Genomic DNA, 23,440 nt, shown 5'->3' on the forward strand with positions numbered 1-23,440 from the left:
TCTATTGCTATTTTTTATTTTACAAGTAAGTCTTGACCAATACTAATGTTGTTATCCGTCAATCCATTTACTTCTTTTAATCGTTGTACCGAAATATTATACCTTCTCGATATTGAATACAACGTATCTCCTTTTTGCACTTTGTGAGACTCTTCTTTGTAGCTCGATATTTTAGCAGCTAATGATCCATCAGGTTTTACCCTATCGTATTGAGATAAATCGTATTTATTAATGATAGAAATTAACTTTTGCGGGTATCGTTTATCCGTTGCATACCCAGCTTTTTTCAAGCCATACGCCCAACCTTTATAATCGGTATGTCTTAATTTAAACAAACTTGCATAACGACTACGCGTTAACAAAAACTGTGAATGATCTTCGTATGATGTTTCTGGATATTTATATTTTCTAAAACATTCTCCTTTTTCGTCGTCATCATGAGTTACACTATGTCCTTGCCAACCTCTATGACACTTAATTCCGAAGTGATTGTTAGAACGAAGCGCTAATGCACTTCTACCACTTCCTGACTCTAACACTCCTTGCGCTAAGGTAATACTTGCAGGAATTCCGTGTTCATGCATTTTCTTTACCGCAATTGGTGCAAACTTTTGAATATAGGTTTCGGTATGATTTACAGTTGTTGTCGCTGGACGCTTCACTTGCTCTAATTGTGGCAACTCTGGAGCTTTTTCTTCTTTAGTGTCCAACACAACCTCATTAGGCGTAGATCTTACCACATTTTTACCTGAACCACAACTTGCCAATATCACAGCACATGCTGCTAATAAAACTACTTTTATCTTCATTAAACCTTTATTAACTCTTGATTTTTATTCTTTAATTTTTGATTTACTCCGTCAATTCCTTGCAAACCACCTGTATGAATTACTAAAATTTTGCTGTTTACAGGAAACATATCTTTCGAAACCAAATCGATAATTCCGTATAACAACTTTCCTGTATAAATTGGATCTAACGGAATATTGGTTTGCTCTTTAAACTCATTTATAAAACGAATTAATTCCGGAGTATATTTTCCGTATCCTCCAAAATGATAGTTAGTTTGCAAACTCCAATTTGTATTTCCTTTCACATAAGGTTGTATTTCATCTATTAAAAAATCACCTTTCAACGCAGGAAAACCAATTACTTTTTGGTGTTCTTTAGCTGAATTTATCAATCCAGAAATGGTTCCTCCAGTACCAACTGCACAACAAATATAATCGATTTTTTCATCTTCATTTGTTAAAATCTCTTCACAACCCTGTACCGCTAATGCATTCGTCCCTCCTTCTGGAACGAGATAAAAATCACCAAATTCTTTTTTTAAATGTTTGATAAATGCTTCGGAAGTTTTATTTCGGTAGGCTTCTCTAGAAATAAATTGAAACTCCATACCATTATCGAACGCATTTTTTAAGGTTTTGTTTTGAGCAAGTGTCTTCTCTAGATCTTTTCCTAATTCATCACCTCGAATAATTCCTATGGTTTTAAATCCAGCTATTTTTCCTGCAGCAGCAGTAGCAGCAATATGATTTGAAAAAGCGCCTCCAAAAGTTAACAGTGTTTCTTTTCCTTGTCGTTTTGCTTCTTCAATATTGTACTTCAGTTTTCTGAATTTGTTCCCTGAAACAAATGGATGAATAGTATCTTCTCTCTTTACAAAAAGCTCAATTCCTTTGTTTGCTAAAACAGGCAATTGAATTTGCTGATTTATGGGTGTAGGTATGTTGAGTTGAAAAAGCATTCAAAAAAATTAACACCACAAAAATACAGGTTTAATCTATTTCTAGCTTATATCCTACTCCGTGAATATTGGTAATTTTTATAGAAGCATCCTCTTTTAACTTTTTACGAAGTTTTGAAATATAGGTATCTAAACTTCTACCTACCACAACGCCATTTTCTTCCCAAACTTTTTTCATCAACTCCTCTCTTTTAATCACTTCGTTGGGTCTGTCAATAAAAATAGTTAATAACTCGCATTCTTTATTAGATAACGGAATTTCTTCCGCTTCTTTAATCAACTTGTTTTGTTCAGGATAAAATGTAAACCTCCCTAAACTTAACGAATTGTTCAAAGCTGTGTCGGTAACTATTTTTCTTTTCTTTTTTTGATACACACCAAAACCCAAAACCGAAATTAAGAGTACGAATCCGTAGAAGAAATATTGATTCTTATTTTCCTTTTTAAGAAACTGGACATCTATAAAATAGCAACTGGTAGGCAACACTCTTCCCTTACAAGGTACAATGGCATTTTCTTCACTCTGCATCATTTCGTAACTGTAGGCTACTTCCTCATTCAAACATTCTTTGACCTCAATACGGTAGTTGGATGGTAATTCTGATTGAGAAAAACTTCTTTTTACAATCGCTACCAAACTATCAGGTGATACCTGTAAATTACTTTGAAAGGTTAATTGATATTTATGCTTGTTTAGTTCTTTTATAGGCAACACCAATGAAGTAGAATCTTGATTGGTTAACAACAATTGATGCCCCACATTTCGCAATGAAACTCTTACTTTTTCAGTAAACTCATTATTGGTTTTACAAGAAATAAGTTGTACTGAAATTAAAAATATACCTATATAAAAAATAGCTCTCTTACTCATACAACTTACAAATAACACATTTTTTCTCTTCTTTTTAAGAGAATTGACATTTCTTTTACACTTTTTTGACATTTTTTCACACTTGTTTTTCCGACCAGAGGGAGGAATCTCATTAATAGCAGTGACTCACAATCTTAAGATTTCTCAGTCGCTCATAAAACCGCTTATTCGAAATGACATTATTTTACTATATTGAAGCTCGAAAATTGAAATGAAATAAAATTGCTGAAATCTCTTCTTATCGCATTATAATACAGGGATAACAAAACTTTTATTTCTTATATAACGAGTTGCCAGTAATTTGAAAAAAAACAAGACGAAATAAAATTTATGAAAAAAATAGTAGCGCGGGAATTTTTAATTCTTCTTGGAACATCAATTTTATTTTTTATCACCTTGTTTGTATGGATAAAAATCAATCAATGGAATTTGAGTAATGAACGCAAAATCAAAATTGAAATTAGTAATCTGAAAAAACAAGAAAATTTTCCTTACAGATTGAAAATTAAGTCATTCGTTGTGAGTGAATCCTTGCCAAATAAAATATATGAGAAAAGACAAAACCTTTATAAATATTTAAAAGAAACAAAACTAACAAATAAGGATTTTGAAAATTTTTCAAATACTTACATAAACGAAAAAAGCACAATTCAATTACATCAATTTTTGGTCGATAATGATTTGACAGATTTATCACAAATTGACTTTCATCAAAAATATTTTGGAGATTTAGCCTTTAAAAATATTGATTATAATGACAACACATTTGTGACTGATTTGAAAATAGATTCTACTTTAGCTATGCGAACTTACGACTTGTTTAGCGTATTAAAAGAAAATAAAATTTCAGTTTCTAAAGAAGAATTTTACACGAAAATATCTAACGATAGTGAATCAGAAAAATATTTAGAAAACATAAATTCTTCAGAAATTCAACTAAAAAAAATACAAAACTCATTTTTCAATAAAACAATAACAGAGAATTCTATTAAAATATTGATTTTAGGCTTCATTTTAGTTTTCTTTGTTTTAAGATATTTAATTTACGCTACTAAATGGAGTTTAAGGCAAATAAATCAAAATGGATAAAAAACTACTGGCAACACTGTGTATAATTAACGACTGGTTCTCGCCTACTTCTGAAAATCCTCGCGGATTTTCTTTTAGGTCTGTATTTGCTAAATTTGGTACTTAAACACGCCACAAATCATACACAAAAACCGTTACAACCAAAACAAAAAATATGCACTTAAAAGATAAAACAGTTTTAATTACTGGAGGAGCTTCTGGAATTGGTAAAATAATGGTTCGTTTACTATTAGAACGAAAAGCCAAAGTTATTATCTGGGATATTAACCAAGAGAATATTGATAAAACAGTAACGGAGTTTTCTAACCTAGGAGAACTATTTACGTATACCGTTGATATTTCAAGCCTTGAACAAATTCAAGACACCTCTAAAAAAGTTAAAGCAGAAATTGGTGTTGTTGATGTTTTAATCAACAATGCAGGAATTATAGTTGGTAAATATTTTAAAGACCATACAGCAGCTGACATTGCTAAAACCATGGAAATTAATGCAAATGCGCCAATGTTTATCACACTTGAGTTTCTTAAAGATATGCTGGATCGAAATTCAGGGCATATTTGCAATATTGCTTCGTCTGGTGGACTGGTTTCAAACCCTAAAATGTCGGTGTATGCAGCTAGTAAATGGTCGCTTATCGGTTGGTCGGATAGCCTGCGTTTAGAGATGGAACAACTGAATAAAAAAGTGAATATTACCACAATATTGCCTTACTACATTAATACTGGTATGTTTGACGGTGTAAGGTCTAAAATTCCAATTCTTGAACCTGAAGCAACAGCATTAACCATTGTTAAAGCAATTGAGAAGAATAAAAAGCTAATCAGTATTCCTGGTTACATTTACAGATTTACACGTTTTGCTCAAGCGGTAACGTCAATTACTATTTTTGATTGGTTTGCAGGAAACGTCTTTGGAATTTATAAAACAATGGAACATTTCTCTGGTCGAAAAAAGTAATATTAAAAACTAGCTACTTGTTCTTCTACTTGCTCCCACTCTTCCATTAACTCATCTACTTTAGCTTTTTTGGCTTTGTAGTTTTCAAAGAAGTTAGGGCGAGCAGCAACTTCGTCGTAGTTCTGAGCGAGTTCTAAATCTATTTGTTCAATTTCAGCTTCTAAATCCGCTATTTGGTTTTCTATTTTATTGAGCTTATTTTTTAGTTTTTTAAGCTCCTTTTCTTGCTCTTTTGATAATTGATACGCTTCTTTTTTAGATGTATCTTTTTCGTCTTTTACCACCGTTCTTTTTTCAGCATCACGTAAACTTTCCATTTTGTGTTGCTCTAAGAAGTAATCGATATCGCCTAAATATTCTTTTATTTCTCGATCTTTAAATCCATACACGGTTGTAGTTAACCCTTGCAAGAAATCACGGTCGTGAGACACTACGATTAAGGTTCCATCAAAGTTCTGTAAGGCTTTCTTTAATACGTTTTTAGAAGCAATGTCTAAGTGGTTGGTAGGCTCATCCATTATCAACACATTAAAAGGTGATAATAACAACTTACACAAGGCTAAACGATTTCGTTCTCCTCCTGATAGTACTTTGGCTTTTTTATCTACCGCTTCTCCACCAAATAAAAAGGCTCCTAACATGTCTCTCACTTTTAATCGGTTGGTATCATTGGCAGCATCTTCCATAATTTCCAACACCGTTTTTTCAGGCGGTAATTCTTCGGATTGGTTCTGTGCAAAATAACCTATCTCTACATTATGTCCGAGTTTTAAACTTCCTTCAAACGGAATTTCCCCCACCATCATTTTTGCTAAAGTAGATTTTCCTTGCCCGTTTTGACCAACAAAAGCAATTCTGCTATTACGCTCGATGAGTAAATCAACATCTTTTAATACTTCTTTTTCTCCGTAGTTCTTCGTTAAGTTTTCAGCTTCTACAATAATTTTACCTGGTTCTTTTGAAATTTCAAAACGAACATTCATTACTGCATTATCATCTTGATCAACTTCAATACGCTCTACTTTCTCCAGCTTTTTAATCAGCGATTGCGCCATGGAAGCTTTACTAGCTTTTGCACGGAATTTTTCAATCAACTTTTCGGTATGTTCTATTTCCTTTTGCTGATTTTTCTGTGTTTGCAACTGCTTTTCTTTGATCTCAGCACGTAGTTTTAAGAACTCAGAATACGGTTTTTTATAATCATAAATCTGACCTAACGAAATTTCTATGGTACGATTGGTTACGTTATCTAAGAACATCTTATCATGCGACACCAATACGATAGCCCCTGCATAGTTCTTCAAAAAGTTTTCTAACCAAATAATCGACTCGATATCTAAGTGGTTGGTAGGCTCATCGAGTAATAAAATATCGTTGTTCTGAAGAAGAAGTTTTGCGAGTTCGATACGCATACGCCATCCACCAGAGAAGGTATCCGTCAACTTATCAAAATCTTCACGTTGAAATCCTAATCCTTGTAAAATCTTTTCAGTTTCTCCTTGGTAGTTATATCCACCAAGTAGCTCATAACGTTCTGTTTTCTCGTTTAAATCAACAATTAATTGATTATACGCTTCACTTTCATAATCAGTTCTTTCCGCTAATTGACGGTTGATTTCATCAAGTTCTAGTTCAATTTCTTTAATTTCAGTAAATGCTTGGTAGGCTTCTTCTAAAATAGTTCTTCCATAATCAAAATCAATATCCTGACGTAAAAAACCGATACGCACATCTTTATCAAATGCCAACGTACCACCACTACTTTCAATATCTTTTGCCAAAACTTTAAGTAGCGTAGATTTACCTGCTCCGTTTTTTCCAATCAATCCAATACGATCTCCTTTAATTAATTTAAAGGTGATTCCAGAAAACAAATCTGTTCCCATAAAGGAAACTGATAAATCGTGTACGTTTAACATAATTTTAGCAAATTACCAAGGTTTTGTAACTGTGGTTACAAAATACTGTTTTATTTTTGTTGAAATTTGTGCAAACTTACAAAAAGCAAATAGTTAATCGAACTTAATATCTATAAGAAATGTTTGGAAAAGGAAGTAAATTATACAGTATTTTCAACAGCAAATGCCCTCGTTGTCATGAAGGTGAATTTTTCAAGTACAAGCTAAATTTCAACCCAAAAAAAATGACTACGTTACACGAAAATTGCCCTAAGTGTAACTTTAAATACATGATGGAACCTTCTTTCTTTTTTGGCGCCATGTATGTTAATTATGCATTGGCAGTAGCACTTTTTGTTGCTATTTTTATTATAGCAAAGGTTTTTATCGGATTGTCTATTTTACATAGTTTTATTGCTATTGTAATTGTTTCTTTAATCTTAACTCCAGTTACTATTCGTCTTTCAAGAATTATATGGATTAACCTTTTCGTGAGTTACAAAAAAGATGCTAAAGAATTACAATCAGAAAAGTAGTCTTGTTGGCTATTAGCTCTTTGCTTTTAGCCTACAAAAACTAAATCAAAAAATCTAGCGATCTAACAATCCAATCATCTAAGATTCTAAAAATCTTTTAATATCAATCTCACTATCTAGTTTTTCACCGTTTTCAAGGTGATTAAACAAATTTTCAGCAACAGTTGGCGCTACCATAACTCCACGTGTACCTAAACCGTTTAAAACCGCTAATTGAGCGTATTTAGGGTGAACGCCTACTAAAGGCCTTCTATCTTTTACCGTAGGACGTATTCCTGCTGATTGCTCTATCACTGTATAAGGCACGGAAATAATTTTCTGAAGCTTATCTTCCAACTCTTTTCTCCCTTCTTCTGTTGGAATAGAGGTTTTATCTGTCCAATTAAACGTTGCTCCAACTTTATAGTTATCATTTCCTAAAGGCATTACAAAAACACTTCCTTTTAACAAAAAATCAATTTGTAAGTCGGGTGCATGAATAGTTATTGTTTCTCCTTTAGTTCCGTTCAATGGTAAATAATTAAAAAACGGATTCTTTTTCAATCCAAAACCTTCACTAAACACAACCTGTTTAGCAATGATATCTTTGTACTGAACTTCTGAATTTTCTTCAACATTTAATTTTGAATAGTCAAAAGCTTCTTCAACAAGATTCCCTAAGGAGTTGATATACTCTTTATAGGCAGTAACTAGCAATGGTGTATCTATTCTTCCTGTTCCTGTTAACTCTCCAAATCCATAATCGCCAATTACTCCTTTAATTTTTTCTTTTTGAATCGTAGGATTCATATAATGAGATAACATCGGCTTGTCTGAAGCTATAAACCAATTATTCTCATCCCCCACACTTGTAAACACCTTTTTTGTCTTGAAACTATAATCTAACGTTATGTTTAATTTTTCTTCTAACTTTTTATAAAAAGGAAGTGCTTTTTGCAACTGCTCATGTCCGTTCCACACAGGTGTAAATCGCTTTAAAATTACAGGATTATAAACCCCTCCTGCTACTACAGATGATACTTGTGAGTTGTTCTCAAAAACTACAAAACTCTTGTTATTCTCTATCAGTTTTTCTACTAATGCTATTCCTGACAGTCCTAACCCAACAACTATATAATCTACCTTTCTATTCATACTTCAAAAATACTATTATTACAACAAAAAAGAGCTTGCAATGCAAGCTCTTTTTTGTTTATGTATATAGCAGAATTCTAGTAATTCCACATATCCATTTCACGATCACGAATACCTTCTTTAATTCTATTCGCTTCTAATAATTGGAATAAAGAGTTTCCACGGATATAATCAGAAATAGCTCTGTCTCCATAAATATTTTCTTCCTTTAGAATTGTAGAATTAAAACGTCTTGCGTTTAACAAGTTGTCATAAGAAAGTGGTTGTGCTGAATTTTCAGGATTGAATACTTTAGAATTGTGTAAAGTTTCTCTTGCATCTGGAAAATATACCCAGAACAATTCGTATACATTTTCTTTATCGTCAATTTCTTCAACTCCCATTACTTGTACGTCTGGTCCCATAGGAGCTAAGGCTAATAAACGATACTTTAACTCACCTTGACGCTTATCAAAATACCATAGACCTTTTAACATATATCCTTTGATATCTTGAGATTGTACATAGTAAGGATCAACATAATCACCATTTTGGCGCTCGTTATAAGTCATTACTTTAACTTCCTCCATCCCTATTTTAGTAGTGAAATAAGAGTCGTTATAAACTTCTTTAATTTCACCATTTTTAATTCCTTTTAATAGAGTATCGAATAACGAACGTCTTGTTAATCCGGCATTCATAGTATCAATTGGAAAATAATATGGCAGATTTATTTTTTGATTTAAATCTACATATTCCCACACCACTTTAGACCATAACACATCTCTATCACTAATATAGCCATAAGGAAGTGGTTTGTCATCTTCTGAAGCGATTTGTGCTTCAGATTTAAATCCAATTTCATCTACCTTTTTAGCATTTAAAAGGTTAGCTTGTGCACTTGCATAACTTGTTGCTGCAAATGCGAATAAAACCATATAAAAACGCTTCCAATTCATACTTTCTTGTTTTTACTTATTAATTTGTAATTTCTATAGCAACAGGTAATACTTTTTTGATGCTATAATTAGAGCCAGAAACTGATGCTTTAATATCAAAAATAGTAATTACATCATTTCTTCTAGCTTTTGATAACGCTGCTTTTGCTCTAGGACTTAATCTGGTTCCGTTAACTGGAATAGCTACTTGACCAGGAACTTTAATTTTAAAGCTAGATACGTTTAATTTTAAATCGAATAAGAAGTCTGGTAAACCAGCTGCAACACTAACATTTCCTAAACTTGCCTTTGGCATTTTTACTGTACCGTATTGTCCTCTTACCATACCTACCGCTGGTGGTATGTCTTTAATTCTAAATTTCTTTACAGAACGTACTCCTTTATCTGATCCTGCTGGTGTACCAGTTACAACGATATTTACTTCGCTTCCTTTACCTGGATACATTGCATATTTATCTCCACTTACTCTTTTTAAACCTGGAGCTGATGCACTAATTTTATTACTTGGTACTCCTGGAATAGAAATAGTTAATGGGTTAGATAAACCACGATATACTACATTCATCTTATCTGCTGAAACTAATGCTTCGTTTGGTCTTGGAATTACAGCATACGCTCCTTTGATATCTATCTTAACAATAGAATCTCCTTCTTTAAATTGGAACTCTCCTTTTAATTCTTTATCTCCTACGTTTCCTGCTGGACCGTCTAAGATAACTTGACCTGCTTGAATTTTTTCTTTCTCAATTTCTTCACCATTTACGATAACTTTCTCTGCAGTTAAGTTAGGGTCTTTCTTTCCTAAAACAATCTTACCTGATAAGTTTTCTCCTGGATAGTACGCGCTCTTATCGAAAACAACCATAGCCTCATACTTGGTCATAGAAACTGCACTTTCAAGCTCTCCTTGTAATAACGCTGTTAACGCATCAGATTCTGTAGCTTTAATATCTGCTTGAATTTGAGTTAATTTTGTTAAAGAAGCAATTAATGGGAAACCTTCATAGTTATACTTTAACCAATCGATTTTATCTCCATCTTTATTAGTTACTTTTTCTGTACTGAAACGAGCTGCTACTACATCAGCAACATCTGTTCCTTCTAAAGCTGTCATTGCTTGATTTCTAAATCCGTCAATTTTAGCTACAAATTCTTTACCAGCTTCAGTTACTTTTCCACCTTTAAAGAATAATTCGTCTAAAAACTTAGACTTATCCATTGTTTCATATGCTGTTTTATCTTCTAAATCACCTGTCATCCGGCTCTTTAAATCTCCAACATATGCATGTAATTCATCCGCAGCTACTTTTAGCTTATCTGTTTTTTCTTTAGCCTCTCCATACTGCTTTGCTTGTTCAGCAGCTTTTTGAGCTAAAGTTTCATAAGCCGTTTTATTTTTTTCTGTTGACTTTATGTTTGCTTCGGTTAATTTTTCATTCATTAATCCAAAGGCTGATAATACCTCTTTACTCATATTCATTGCTAACATTGCAATAAATACTAAGTACATCAGGTTAATCATCTTCTGCCTTGGTGATAGTTTTCCTCCTGCCATATTAATTAGTTTGTTTCGTTAATTATTTAGATAAACTAATTAATTACTTGTTAGACATTGCAGATAACATTCCACCGTAAACTCCATTTAACGAAGATAAGTTCGTTGCTAACGATTGCATTTGCTCTTGTAAACGTTGAGAGTTTTCAACCATAGCAGAGTTTAAATCAGCTTGCTTACTAGCATTCTCTACTTGAGTTTGGTATAAACTGTTTAAAGATTCCATTTGAGCTGCTGCTCTAGACATTTGTTCGTTATAGCTGTTTGTAGCTGAAATTGATTGAGAAGCTGATGCTAATGGCTCTACCGCTCCTTGAAAACTCTTAATGCTATCTCCTAAACGAGATACTAATTGTGCGTCTAATTTAGCTTCACTTAAGATATTATCTAATTTTTGAGATAACATACTTTGTGCTTCAGCAGGAGTCGTTTCTTTTGCTTTTTTTCCTGTTGGTTGTCCATCTGCTAATTCTGGATATACTTTAGTCCAATCTAAATCGTCTTCTACTGCTTCGAAAGCTGATAATGCGAAAACTGCTGCTTCCACAATCATACCTATCATTAATACTTCATTTCCAAAAGGCCAGTGTAAAATTTTAAATAATGCTCCAATGATAACTACTGCGGCTCCTAAACCGTAAGCCATATTGAACATCTTCTTAGTTGATTTTGATTGTGCCATAATTTTAATTTTTAAATTTTTGGGGATTAATATTTATTCTTGTTTTCTTCTTAATTACTCTTGTTTGTTCCTAAATAGTCTTGAACAGTTCTAAATCCGATATAACTTCTTGCTGTGTCTGCATATTCCCAATCACGAGAACTTACTTCTAAGAAATAGGCTACATCTTTCCATGAACCTCCACGGATAATTTTCCTTCTATTTTCCTTAATCTCTACGTTCGGGTTCATTGTAGACCCCATGTAGTAAGACATTTGGTTATACGCTGTATTTGTCCATTCAGAAACATTACCTGCCATATTGAATAATCCATATTCATTTGGATTGTACGACATTGCTTCTACCGTATATAAAGCTCCGTCTGCTGCATAGTCACCACGTACTGGTTTAAAGTTTGCTAAGAAACATCCTCTATCACTTGTAGTACTTGGCCCTCCCCAAGGATATTTAGCATAGTCTAAACCTCCACGAGCTGCATATTCCCATTCAGCCTCTGTTGGTAATCTGAACGCTGGTACTAATCCTAACTTTCTTCTTGAACGTTGGAAGTTATTTTTAGTTTGAGTTCTCCAGTTACAAAATGCTTTTGCTTGATTCCAAGTTACACCTACTACTGGGTAGTTTTCGTATGCTTTGTGAGCAAAATACTCTTGGTGCATTGGATCGTTGTATGAATAGTTGAAGTCTTTAATCCAAACTGTGGTATCTGGATATACGTTAATTACTTCATTCTTTAAGAAATCTTTTCTGTTCTTCCCTGTTCTTGCTGCTGCTTCGTTATCAAACCAGTAGTATCTGTAGTTTAATAATTTAGTATTGAATGTTCTAATTCCGTTTAAAGCCTCATCTTTCTTAATATATAAAGAATCCATTACTTCTACGTAATCAGCATCTGGGTATTCAGGTGCTTCCCAAATAATTTCTTCTTCCCAGTTTAATGGTTTTAAAGAATCTAAACCAGCTCCTAACTCGTAGTAGTTTTCACGCATGTACTTTTCGTAAGGAGTTTCATTTACTGTATCTTTTGATGCAAACGCATATAATTGAATACCTTCTGCTCTTCCTGCTCCTTCTCCTTCACCAGCTCCCATTGATGCAAATTCTGCTTGGTACGCTAATTTAGTTCTTGTAATAGAATCTCTTACCCAGAATACGAATGCTTTATACTCACTATTTGTAATTTCTGTTTCATCCATGTAAAATGGTTGTACAGTTACCGTTTTAGTTGGTGCATTCATAGCTCCCATAGGATCTTCATCTTGTTTACCCATAGTAAAAGACCCTCCTGGTATTTTAGCCATTCCGTATGGTTTTTCGGCAAACCATTTTCTTGTAGACTTTACTCCTACTAACTCTCCTCTATCTCCACTTGAACCACAAGAGTAGATGATAGACACCAATAATGCAAGTAATGCTATTTTTTTCATATTATATCTTTTCTTATAAAAGAGGCGTAAACCTATTATTTTTTTTATTAAAAAACAATTACGAGTTATATTTTTTCACACATTAGGCAACTTTCTTTTAAACAAGCTTTTGCAAAGCCTTGTACCACCTTTCAGGTGTTTTTTGCTGTAATGCGAGTTCATAATCTCGATAGTTACATGGTATTAACGCATGTCTTTTGTGTTTATTATTCGATATTAAATTTATTTCCATCCACCAACGACCACTTTTATCACTTTTATAAAAGTTTATTGGGTCGTCATCGCTTAAAAGCACGGTAAATTTTTGATAACTTTCTTTGGTTGCAAACGGATAATCTTTTGCTCTAGAGTTCATTCCTTCTATAAAGTACCAAATTATTTGAGCTATCAATTTTGCTGTTTGACTGTTGGAGTCTAACATAACATTGTACTCGTAAATTCCGAAAGAAGTTACTTTATCACTTATCCCTGCATATCGTGCTATTGCACAAATTTCTTCTCCATAAAATCCGTTTGGTGAAGCATTTTCGTTTGCTGGCGCTTCACTTTGGCGAATACTTGCTATATCTACACTCACCACATCTGCATCTCTCATTATAGGCTCTACTAAAGTAATATCTTTTACTTCTCCTAACCTATAAGCATCGAAATACAATTTATCTAACAATTCTATTTCTTCTTGTGAGTTGAAATAGGTTTGATATCCTATATTACTGAAGTTAAAAAGATTGTTAGGTTCTTCCATAACAATTCTGCTTACATACGATTTTGATGTAAGCTCTTCTTCTAACGAGCCTAAATCAAATCGACTATCAACCGCTACTAAATTAACGGTTTGTTCTAAATTATCGTAAGCCCTATAATTCGCATAGGTAATATCTTGCCCACCACCTATGATGATCGGCAAAATATTATTCTTCAGTAAGAATTCTATTGATGATTTAACCGCAAAATAAGTATCTTCTACGGTATTTCCTTTTTCTATATTTCCTAAATCAGCAATTTGGGTAGTCCATTTACCAGCATACAACTGATAAAAATGTTTACGAATTTGGTCTAAACCATTTCCACAACCTTCATTACCTACGGATCCCCTTCCGTCTTTAACTGCTAAAATAGCGATTGAAACGTCTGTTAAATCTGGAAAACCATTTTCAACAGTATGAAGTTGAACTATCTTACCTAATGCTGAAGGTGCTTGCTCAAGCACGTGAGCAGCCACAGATTCTTCGATAGGTGTAAAGAAGTCAATATTCATTTATTGGGGGATTTTTAGGGTGCTAATATAGCAAACTATTTTTTATAGAACGCTTCTTTATTTCTTTTTGGTTACTTTCTTCTTTGCGGTTTTCTTTTTTGGAGTTTTTGCCTCTATCATCTTAACTGCCTCTTCTTGCGTTAACTTCTCAATCTCTGTAGTTTTAGGTAATTCAATCTTTATTTTACCTTTAATTACATTAAAACGACCCCAACGTGCTTTTTCAACTCGAATACCAACTTCCTCAAAATTATGAATTAGTTTTTCGCGTTCTTTTTTCTTTTTGTCTTCGATTAACTCTTCTAAATCTGACTGACTTAAATTATCAAAATCGTATTTTTTGTTAACGTTGATAAAAATTGAATTCCATTTGATAAAAGCTGCCAAATCGACCAACTCCTTTTTGAATTGGCATTCCTTCGTACTCACCAATAGGAGCATCTGCTTTACGTTTAGCTTCAATTAATTCAATGGCTCTGTCCATATCTACCGACATAGGGTTTTCATCTCTGTCAAGCGACACGTATTTTCCATCAAATTTAATGTAAGGCCCAAATCGACCGTTTGCTACTTCTACTTCCATACCTTCATAATCACCTAAAACTTTTGGCAACTTAAACAAGTCCATTGCTTCTTCGTAAGTGATAGAATTCATGGTTTGATCACCTTGTAAGCTCGCGAAACGTGGCTTTTCTTCATCGGTAGCTTCACCAATCTGAACCATTGCTCCGTAACGACCTAAACGTACATATACATTTTTACCACTTTCAGGATCTATACCTAACAAACGCTCTCCTTTTGCTCTTTCTGCATTCGCTGCAACATCTTCTACAACCACATGAAAGTTTTTGTAGAAATCTTTAATCATTGCTGTCCAATCCTCATTTCCTTCAGCAATTTCATCAAATTCGTTTTCAACTTTAGCAGTGAAGCCGTAATCTAAAATTGTTTCAAAATTAGCTACTAAGAAATCATTTACAATATTTCCTATATCTGTCGGAACTAATTTCCCTTTATCAGAACCTACTCGTTCTGTTAAAACTTGCTCAGATACTAGTTGATTTGCTAAACTTAGCTGGATATAGTTTCTTTCTTTACCTTCAACAGTTCCTTTTTCAACATACTCTCTTCTTTGAATCGTTGAAATTGTTGGTGCATAGGTTGACGGACGTCCAATACCTAACTCTTCTAACTGTTTTACCAAAGCAGCTTCGGTATATCTTGCTGGCGGACGCGTATAACGCTCTGTTGCAGTAATTAATTCGTTTATCAATGATTCATTTACTTCCATCTTAGGCAACATTCCTGCTTGCTCTTCATCTTCATTATCTGTTCCTTCTAAATATACTTTTAAGAAACCTTCAAAAGTAATTACCTCTCCATTTGCTGTAAACTGCTTCTTGTTTTTTGTATTGTCTATTTTTACAACCGTACGTTCTAACTGTGCTTCGCTCATTTGTGAAGCTAGCGTACGTTTCCAAATTAAACTATATAGCCTATCTTGATCATAATCTACAGAAACCTCGTGACGTGTCATATCTGTAGGACGAATCGCCTCGTGCGCCTCTTGAGCTCCTTTTGTTTTGGTTGAAAAATTACGTGGCTTACTGTATTCCTCTCCGTAAGAAGCAATAATTTCTTCTTGCGCTGCATTTTTAGCATCATCAGATAAGTTAACGCTATCTGTTCTCATGTAAGTTATCAACCCCGCTTCATATAAACGTTGCGCCATCATCATCGTTTTTGCCACTGGAAAACCTAGCTTTCTAGATGCTTCCTGTTGCAATGTTGACGTTGTAAATGGTGGTGCTGGTGATTTCTTTGCTGGTTTTTGTTGTAAATCTGCTACCGAAAACGCTGCATCTGCACAAGAGTTTAAGAATTTTTCTGCTTCTTCTTTGGTTGAAAAGTTCTTTGCTAACTTTGCTTTAAACTTTTTCCCTTCAGCGTTTACAAACTCTGCATCTACACGATAAGAAGCTTCTGTTTCAAAACTTTCTATCTCACGTTCGCGCTCTACAATTAAACGTACTGCTACTGACTGAACTCTACCTGCCGATAAACCAGGTTTTACTTTTCTCCATAATACTGGAGATAACTCATAACCTACAATTCTATCTAACACACGTCGCGCTTGTTGCGCATCTACTAAATTATAATTAATAGTACGTGGATTTTCTATTGCCTTAAAAATTGCTTGCTTCGTAATTGAGTTAAAAACAATACGTTTTGTGTTTTCCTCCTTTAGTTTTAATTGTTCTGCTAAATGCCATGCAATAGCTTCTCCCTCGCGATCCTCATCGGAAGCTAACCAAACAGTTTCTGCTTTCTTTGCTAAATCTTTTAGTTTTTTTACTACCGCTTTTTTATCGGTAGAAACTATATATTTTGGTTTAAAATCTCCTTCAACATTCACCCCTAATTCCTTAGATGGTAAGTCTGCAATGTGTCCAAAACTCGATTCAACCTGAAAATCTTTTCCTAAAAACTTTTCTATTGTTTTTGCCTTAGCAGGTGACTCAACTATTACTAAATTTTTTGCCATACGTCTTTATCTCATTATCACTTTACACCTTATTAATATAGGTATAATTCAGTTTGCAAAAGTATATAGTTTTTTTTTAATGTTTAATTTTTAGTAAAACTTTACCTTTTATTAAACAAAACTATCCATGTCAATTTGTCACAAATAATACTTTTTGGTTGTATATTTGCACCCTATTTAGTACGATTTTAGGATTTATGGAACACGTAGAAAAAATAATTGATGAGAAACAACAAGGAAAAGCCCTTGTTACAGAACACAAAGAAGGAAACAACAAAAAGCTTTTTATAGAAAGCTATGGTTGTCAAATGAACATGAACGATAGCGAAATTGTGGCGTCAATTTTAGCAGAACAAGGTTTTAACACCACTCAAAATTTAGAAGATGCTGATTTGGTACTGGTAAACACCTGTTCTATTCGTGAAAAAGCTGAAACCACTGTTCGTAACAGACTTCAAAAATACAACGCTGTTAAAAAGGTAAATCCAACTATGAAAGTTGGGGTGCTTGGTTGTATGGCAGAGCGATTAAAAGAGAAATTTTTAGAGGAGGAAAAAATCGTTGATTTGGTTGTGGGTCCTGATGCATATCGTGATTTACCTAATTTAATTGAAGAAGTTGATGCTGGGCGTGATGCAGTAAATGTAATTTTATCGAAAGAAGAAACCTATGCTGATGTTTCTCCTGTACGTTTAAACTCAAACGGAGTATCTGCCTTTGTATCTATTACTCGTGGTTGCGATAACATGTGTACATTCTGTGTAGTTCCTTTTACTCGTGGTCGTGAGCGTAGTCGTGACCCGAAGAGTATTATTGAAGAAATCCGCAGTATGCAAGAGAAAAACTTCAAAGAAATTACGTTACTAGGTCAAAATGTTGATTCCTATTTATGGTATGGTGGTGGATTGAAAAAAGATTTCAAAAAAGCATCTGAATTAGCACAAGCTTCTGCAGTTGATTTCGCTCAGTTGTTAGATATGTGTGCTACTGAATTCCCAAAAATGCGTTTCCGTTTTTCTACCTCAAATCCGCAGGATATGACATTGGATGTGATTCACGTAATGGCAAAACACAAAAATATTTGTAAATACATTCACTTACCTGTTCAAAGTGGAAGTAATGCAATGCTTGAGGCGATGAATCGTCAACATACTCGTGAAGAATACATGGAGTTGGTTGATAACATCTATAAAATCATTCCTGAAATGGCATTAAGCCAAGATATGATTGCTGGTTTTTGTGGAGAAACAGAACAAGATCACAAAGATACTTTAGACTTAATGCGTCATGTAAAATACAGTTTCGGATTTATGTTTGCCTATTCTGAAAGACCAGGAACCTTAGCTGCTAAAAAAATGGAAGATGACGTTCCCTTAGAAACTAAAAAACGTCGTTTACAAGAAATCATAGATCTACAACAAGAGCACAGTTTATACAGAACAAAAGAGAATCTTGGTAAAGTTCAAGAAGTATTGATTGAAGGGACATCAAAAAAGAATCCTAACGAATGGAAAGGTCGTAATACACAAAATACCGTGGTAGTTTTCCCTAAAGAAAATTATAAAACGGGTGATTTTGTTAATGTACGTATTGACGATTGTACCTCTACTACCTTAAAAGGTACAGCTGTTGGGTATTCTGACAATAACTAATTTTTAGAAAAGAGAGTCAAGAGAAAAGAAAAAAGACACAATCTTTTCTCTCTATTCTTTTTTCTCTATTCTAAAGAAAGAAATGGAAAATTTACAAGCTATAAAACAACGTTTTGGCATTATCGGTAACGATATACAGTTGAATCGCGCTATTGAAAAAGCGATTCGTGTAGCTCCTACCGATATTTCAGTACTTGTTACTGGAGAAAGCGGTGTTGGAAAAGAAAATATCCCGAGAATTATTCACCAATTATCACACCGAAAACATGCAAAATATATTGCTGTTAACTGTGGAGCAATTCCTGAAGGAACGATTGACAGTGAATTATTCGGACACGAAAAAGGAGCATTTACAGGAGCTACACAAACCCGTAAAGGGTATTTTGAAGTAGCTGATGGAGGAACCATTTTTTTAGACGAAGTAGGTGAACTTCCTTTAACTACCCAAGTGCGTTTGTTACGTGTGTTGGAAAATGGAGAATTTATAAAAGTTGGTTCTTCTCAAGTACAAAAAACAAACGTGCGTATTGTTGCTGCTACCAATGTAAATATGCAAGAAGCTATTGCTAAAGAAAAGTTTAGAGAAGATTTATATTACCGTTTAAGTACTATAGAAATTTCTTTGCCTGCATTGAGAAATCGTGGGGAAGACATTCACTTATTATTTAGAAAATTTGCAGCCGATTTTGCTCAGAAATACCGAATGCCAACCATTCGATTGGACGAAAATGCTGTAAGAATTTTATTAAACTATAGTTTTCCTGGAAACATTCGTCAGTTAAAAAACATTGCGGAACAAATATCTATTGTTGAAGAAGACAGATTAATCACTCCTGAAAAATTAGTTCAATACCTACCTGATAATCAAAGTAATTTACCTGCTATTGTTGGAGGAAAATCAACCAGTCAATCAGATTTTGCTACCGAACGAGATATTATGTATAAAATTTTGTTCGACATGCGTAATGATATCAACGATTTAAAAAAGTTAACACTCGATTTAATGCAGAGTGGTAATTTAGAGGAAGTCCAAGAAGAAAATCATCGACTAATTGAACGTATTTATCAGGATCAAGATTTATCAGAAGTTTCAAATGTTGAAGTAGTTCAAATACCAAAAGTTTCTCAACCTCAAGATGATTATGATTATGCTGAAACTATTGAAGAAGATGAAAGTTTATCATTACAAGACAAAGAAATTGAAATGATACGTAAATCGCTCGAAAAGAATAACGGAAAACGTAAGCTAGCAGCGAAAGAATTAGGAATTTCTGAACGAACTCTATACCGAAAAATTAAACAATACGACTTATAAGCTAATTTGTTTATTTTTACAACTCACTCACAATTTCAAATGAAAAAAACTCTTTATATACTGTCTTTATTTATTGGTTTAACTACCATTATTGGTTGTGGTGCTTACTCTTTTACGGGTGGTAACACAGGAAATGCGAAAACAATCCAAGTTGATTTTTTCTCAAATCAGGCACCTTTAGTTGAACCAATACTTAGCCAAAAGTTCACACAAGATTTACAAGACCTCTTTACTCGTCAAACCAATTTAACGTTAGTTAAAGCTGGAGGAGACTTACATTTTTCAGGTGAAATTGTCGATTATCGCATCACTCCTATGAGTGCTACTGCACAACAAACTGCAGCTCAAAACAGATTAACAATTTCTGTGAATGTAAACTTTGTGAATGCTCTTGAAGAAAAAGATAATTTTGAAAAACGTTTTTCTTTCTATTACGATTACGGAGCTAACCAACAGTTAACTGGATCGGTATTAGAGACAGCTTTAGATGAAATTATAGAGCGTATTACGCAAGATATTTTTAATGCTTCAGTAGCTAAATGGTAAACTAATTGGATAAGGATAAATACATACAATTTTTAGAGAAACCTGAATTACTTTCGACAGAAAGCTCTTCAGAAATTACAGCTCTTATCCAAGTGTATCCTTATTTTCAATCTGCCAGAGCATTACGTTTAAAGGCTTTAAAAAACCAAGAAAGCTATAAATACAATAACGAATTAAAAATCACTGCTGCTTATACAACTGACAGAACAGTATTATTTGATTTTATTACTTCAGAAGCTTTTAAAGAAACTCCTAAAAAGGAAGAAAAAGTTAGCTTAAAAGATAAAATTCTTCCGAAGAAAAAGACAACAGAAGTTGAAACTATCAAAGAAGATTTAGCTATTGGAAAACCACTTTCTTTTACACAAAACGAAACCTTTTCCTTTAATCAATGGTTACAATTATCTTCTAAAAAGACTATTATAAGAGATGTTGTTCCTCCTCAGAAAGAAGAAAAAAAGCAAGAGAAAGAAACACCCCCTATAAAGTCTGAACACGAAGCTATTATTGATCGTTTTATAGAAACAGCTCCCAAAATATCCCGGCCAAATAAAACATCTACAACTGATGTTAAAATAGCCGACAACCAACAAAGTAACCAATTAGCTACTGAAACTTTAGCCAAGGTTTATCTTGAACAAAAGAAATACGATAGCGCAATTCAAGCATATAAAATTTTAAGTTTGAAATATCCAGAAAAAAGTGGTTTCTTTGCAGACCAAATTAAAAGAATACAAATTTTACAAAACAATAAATAGATGACAACGTATACTTTACTTTTAGTTTTAATATTGATTGTTGCAATAGCATTAATCTTAATTGTGATGGTTCAAAATCCTAAAGGTGGAGGATTATCTTCATCATTTGGAGGCGGTGGTGCTCAAAATATTGGAGGTGTACAAAATACAAACAGCTTTTTAGACAGAACTACTTGGACATTAGCTATTACTATGTTTGCTTTAATTTTATTAGCAAACTTTGCCATTCCAAGAGGTAATGCAGCTGATACTCCTCAGTTAGATGACACTTTAAACAATATTGAAACTACAACTACTCCTGCTACTCCAGCAGCGACAGATACTGTTAAAGACAGCGCTCAGTAGTTTGTAATAAAAACATAAAAAATGCCAACGTAAATGACACGTTGGCATTTTTTTTATATGTAAACCTAAGCTCTTAGAAAAATTGTCAGCAAAAAATCAATGGCATAATTTCTGACAAAAACTAAGCAGTAAATTTTAATTTAATCAATCAAAATATATAAAATGGGATTAAACATTAAACCTTTAGCAGACAGAGTTCTTGTTGAACCAGCTGCAGCAGAAACTACTACAGCATCAGGAATCATCATTCCTGACAACGCAAAGGAAAAACCACAAAAAGGAACTATCGTAGCCGTAGGAAACGGTACCAAAGATGAACCTTTAACTGTAAAAGTTGGTGATACTGTTTTATACGGAAAGTACGCTGGTACTGAACTTAAATTGGAAGGAAAAGATTATTTAATTATGAGAGAAAGCGACATCTTCGCTATCATCTAAAAATTTCTTTGCTTTTAGCTTTTTGCTATTAGCCCACTAAACAAAAACTAAAAAACCAAGCCTACAGCTATAAGCTAACGGCTATAAAACTAAAACAAACATGGCAAAAGATATAAAATTTGATGTAGACGCTCGCGACGGATTAAAACGTGGAGTAGATGCATTGGCAAATGCAGTAAAAGTAACTTTACGAACCTAAAGGACGTAACGTAATTATTTCTAAAGCATTCGGAGCTCCTCACGTAACAAAAGATGGAGTTTCTGTAGCTAAAGAAGTAGAGTTAGAAGACGAGCTAGAAAACATGGGAGCTCAAATGGTAAAAGAAGTAGCTTCTAAAACTAACGACTTAGCAGGTGACGGTACTACTACTGCAACTGTTTTAGCACAAGCTATCGTAAAAGAAGGTTTAAAAAACGTAGCTGCGGGAGCAAATCCAATGGATTTAAAACGCGGTATTGATAAAGCAGTAACTGCTATTACTGAAGATTTAGCAAAACAATCTAAAGAAGTTGGTGATTCATCTGAAAAAATTCAACAAGTAGCTTCTATCTCTTCTAATAACGACGCTGTTATTGGTAATTTAATTGCTGAAGCTTTTGGTAAAGTTGGAAAAGAAGGTGTAATTACAGTTGAAGAAGCTAAAGGAACAGATACGTATGTTGATGTTGTTGAAGGAATGCAATTCGATCGTGGATACTTATCTCCGTACTTCGTAACTGATGCTGACAAAATGATTGCTGATTTAGAAAATCCATACATTTTATTATTCGATAAAAAGATTTCTAACTTACAAGAAATCTTACCTATTTTAGAACCAGTAGCACAATCAGGAAGACCTTTATTAATTGTTGCTGAAGATGTTGACGGACAAGCCTTGGCTACTTTAGTAGTAAACAAATTACGTGGTGGATTAAAAATTGCCGCAGTTAAAGCTCCTGGATTTGGTGACCGTAGAAAGGCAATGTTAGAAGACATCGCTATTTTAACTGGCGGTACTGTAATTTCTGAAGAAAGAGGCTTCTCTTTAGAAAATGCAACTTTAGAATTATTAGGAACTGCTGAAACAGTGACTATTGATAAGGATAATACTACAATCGTTAATGGTTCTGGTGACGAAGCACAAATTAAAGCTCGTGTAAACCAAATCAAAGCACAAATTGAAACGACTACTTCTGACTACGATCGTGAAAAATTACAAGAGCGTTTAGCTAAATTAGCTGGTGGAGTTGCTGTATTATACGTAGGTGCAGCTTCTGAAGTAGAAATGAAAGAAAAGAAAGACCGTGTTGATGATGCATTACACGCTACTCGCGCTGCTGTAGAAGAAGGTATTGTAGCTGGTGGAGGTGTTGCTTTAGTACGTGCTAAAAAAGTGTTAGAAACCATCACTACTGATAATTTAGATGAAACTACAGGTATTCAAATCGTAAACAGAGCAATCGAAGCTCCGTTACGTACCATCGTTGAAAATGCTGGCGGAGAAGGTTCAGTAGTAATCAATAAAGTATTGGAAGGAAATCAAAACTTTGGATACGATGCGAAGTCTGAAACATACGTAGATATGTTAGAAGCTGGTATTATTGACCCTAAGAAAGTAACTCGTGTAGCGTTGGAAAATGCTGCTTCTGTTGCAGGTATGATTTTAACTACGGAGTGTGCTTTAGTAGACATTAAAGAAGACAACCCTGGTGGTGGAATGCCTCCAATGGGTGGTGGAATGCCAGGAATGATGTAAGTCGAGAAG

19 protein-coding genes and 2 pseudogenes are annotated in these 23,440 nt (G+C 33.8%); 10 read left to right on the forward strand and 11 right to left on the reverse strand.

What is annotated here, in order from left to right:
- Positions 1-14: 14 nt before the first annotated feature.
- Genes AC3VI6_RS02905 through AC3VI6_RS02915 form a run of 3 tightly spaced genes read right to left on the reverse strand, consistent with a single transcriptional unit; the run spans position 15 to position 2,621 of the window.
- Positions 15-809, reverse strand: a complete 795-nt coding sequence (locus tag AC3VI6_RS02905; protein ID WP_497705104.1) for a glucosaminidase domain-containing protein — start codon at positions 807-809, stop codon at positions 15-17.
- Entirely contained in the window at positions 809-1,750 is a 942-nt protein-coding gene (locus AC3VI6_RS02910) for a 1-aminocyclopropane-1-carboxylate deaminase/D-cysteine desulfhydrase (RefSeq protein ID WP_497705105.1), read from the reverse strand. Before AC3VI6_RS02910 ends, AC3VI6_RS02905 begins: the two co-directional genes overlap by 1 nt.
- 31 nt (positions 1,751-1,781) lie before the next feature.
- Positions 1,782-2,621, reverse strand: coding sequence for a winged helix-turn-helix domain-containing protein (locus AC3VI6_RS02915; RefSeq protein WP_520436369.1), 840 nt, complete (start codon positions 2,619-2,621; stop codon positions 1,782-1,784).
- A 330-nt stretch (positions 2,622-2,951) separates the two neighbouring features.
- Between AC3VI6_RS02915 and AC3VI6_RS02920 the strand changes: the two genes are divergently transcribed.
- Both AC3VI6_RS02920 and AC3VI6_RS02925 read left to right on the forward strand, forming a co-directional pair.
- On the forward strand, positions 2,952-3,710 hold the full coding sequence (locus AC3VI6_RS02920) for a hypothetical protein (protein WP_497705107.1): 759 nt from the start codon (positions 2,952-2,954) through the stop codon (positions 3,708-3,710).
- 154 nt (positions 3,711-3,864) lie between these two features.
- Positions 3,865-4,668, forward strand: coding sequence for an SDR family oxidoreductase (locus tag AC3VI6_RS02925; protein WP_497705108.1), 804 nt, complete (start codon positions 3,865-3,867; stop codon positions 4,666-4,668).
- A gap of 2 nt (positions 4,669-4,670) precedes the next feature.
- On the opposite strand, the gene AC3VI6_RS02930 is transcribed toward AC3VI6_RS02925, so the two are convergent.
- Positions 4,671-6,587: an ABC-F family ATP-binding cassette domain-containing protein gene (locus AC3VI6_RS02930; protein WP_497705109.1), complete on the reverse strand. Its 1,917-nt coding sequence runs from the start codon at positions 6,585-6,587 to the stop codon at positions 4,671-4,673.
- A gap of 224 nt (positions 6,588-6,811) precedes the next feature.
- On the opposite strand from AC3VI6_RS02930, the gene AC3VI6_RS02935 reads away from it, so the two are divergent.
- On the forward strand, positions 6,812-7,102 hold the full coding sequence (locus AC3VI6_RS02935) for a DUF983 domain-containing protein (protein WP_366936884.1): 291 nt from the start codon (positions 6,812-6,814) through the stop codon (positions 7,100-7,102).
- Positions 7,103-7,180: 78 nt separating this feature from the next.
- Here the strand turns inward: AC3VI6_RS02935 and AC3VI6_RS02940 are convergent, their stop codons facing one another.
- The 7 genes and pseudogenes from AC3VI6_RS02940 to topA all read right to left on the reverse strand — a co-directional run bounded on the left by AC3VI6_RS02940 (position 7,181) and on the right by topA (position 16,641).
- A complete protein-coding gene (locus tag AC3VI6_RS02940; protein WP_497705110.1) occupies positions 7,181-8,236 on the reverse strand; it encodes an NAD(P)/FAD-dependent oxidoreductase in 1,056 nt (351 codons plus the stop codon).
- A gap of 77 nt (positions 8,237-8,313) precedes the next feature.
- Positions 8,314-9,174, reverse strand: coding sequence for a type IX secretion system ring subunit PorN/GldN (gene porN / locus AC3VI6_RS02945; RefSeq protein WP_497705111.1), 861 nt, complete (start codon positions 9,172-9,174; stop codon positions 8,314-8,316).
- 19 nt (positions 9,175-9,193) lie between these two features.
- Complete coding sequence (porM, locus tag AC3VI6_RS02950; protein ID WP_497705112.1) at positions 9,194-10,729, reverse strand: type IX secretion system motor protein PorM/GldM; 1,536 nt, start codon at positions 10,727-10,729, stop codon at positions 9,194-9,196.
- 43 nt (positions 10,730-10,772) lie between these two features.
- Positions 10,773-11,411 (reverse strand): type IX secretion system motor protein PorL/GldL, encoded by a 639-nt coding sequence (porL, locus tag AC3VI6_RS02955; RefSeq protein ID WP_298999122.1) that lies wholly within the window; start codon positions 11,409-11,411, stop codon positions 10,773-10,775.
- A 50-nt stretch (positions 11,412-11,461) separates the two neighbouring features.
- Positions 11,462-12,838, reverse strand: coding sequence for a T9SS ring complex lipoprotein PorK/GldK (gene porK, locus AC3VI6_RS02960; RefSeq protein WP_497705113.1), 1,377 nt, complete (start codon positions 12,836-12,838; stop codon positions 11,462-11,464).
- 97 nt (positions 12,839-12,935) lie between these two features.
- The gene (locus tag AC3VI6_RS02965; RefSeq protein WP_497705114.1) at positions 12,936-14,096 is read right to left on the reverse strand and encodes a formimidoylglutamase; all 1,161 of its coding nucleotides are present in this window, start codon (positions 14,094-14,096) and stop codon (positions 12,936-12,938) included.
- A gap of 57 nt (positions 14,097-14,153) precedes the next feature.
- Positions 14,154-16,641, reverse strand: a pseudogene (gene topA, locus AC3VI6_RS02970) (type I DNA topoisomerase).
- 197 nt (positions 16,642-16,838) lie between these two features.
- Between topA and miaB the strand changes: the two are divergent.
- The 7 genes and pseudogenes from miaB (at position 16,839) to groL (ending at position 23,431) form a co-directional block, all read left to right on the forward strand.
- The gene (miaB, locus tag AC3VI6_RS02975) at positions 16,839-18,293 is read left to right on the forward strand and encodes a tRNA (N6-isopentenyl adenosine(37)-C2)-methylthiotransferase MiaB (RefSeq protein WP_497705115.1); all 1,455 of its coding nucleotides are present in this window, start codon (positions 16,839-16,841) and stop codon (positions 18,291-18,293) included.
- Positions 18,294-18,375: 82 nt separating this feature from the next.
- Positions 18,376-19,608, forward strand: a complete 1,233-nt coding sequence (locus tag AC3VI6_RS02980) for a sigma-54 interaction domain-containing protein (RefSeq protein ID WP_497705116.1) — start codon at positions 18,376-18,378, stop codon at positions 19,606-19,608.
- 39 nt (positions 19,609-19,647) lie between these two features.
- Complete coding sequence (locus AC3VI6_RS02985; RefSeq protein ID WP_298999168.1) at positions 19,648-20,154, forward strand: LptE family protein; 507 nt, start codon at positions 19,648-19,650, stop codon at positions 20,152-20,154.
- A 5-nt stretch (positions 20,155-20,159) separates the two neighbouring features.
- Positions 20,160-20,912 (forward strand): DUF8458 domain-containing protein, encoded by a 753-nt coding sequence (locus AC3VI6_RS02990; protein ID WP_497705117.1) that lies wholly within the window; start codon positions 20,160-20,162, stop codon positions 20,910-20,912.
- Positions 20,913-21,257, forward strand: coding sequence for a preprotein translocase subunit SecG (gene secG, locus AC3VI6_RS02995; protein ID WP_274634065.1), 345 nt, complete (start codon positions 20,913-20,915; stop codon positions 21,255-21,257).
- A 162-nt stretch (positions 21,258-21,419) separates the two neighbouring features.
- Positions 21,420-21,695 (forward strand): co-chaperone GroES, encoded by a 276-nt coding sequence (locus tag AC3VI6_RS03000; protein ID WP_028892451.1) that lies wholly within the window; start codon positions 21,420-21,422, stop codon positions 21,693-21,695.
- A 100-nt stretch (positions 21,696-21,795) separates the two neighbouring features.
- Positions 21,796-23,431: pseudogene (gene groL / locus AC3VI6_RS03005) on the forward strand (chaperonin GroEL).
- The last annotated feature ends 9 nt before the right edge of the window (positions 23,432-23,440 follow it).

The organism is Tenacibaculum sp. TB-56 (assembly GCF_059716275.2).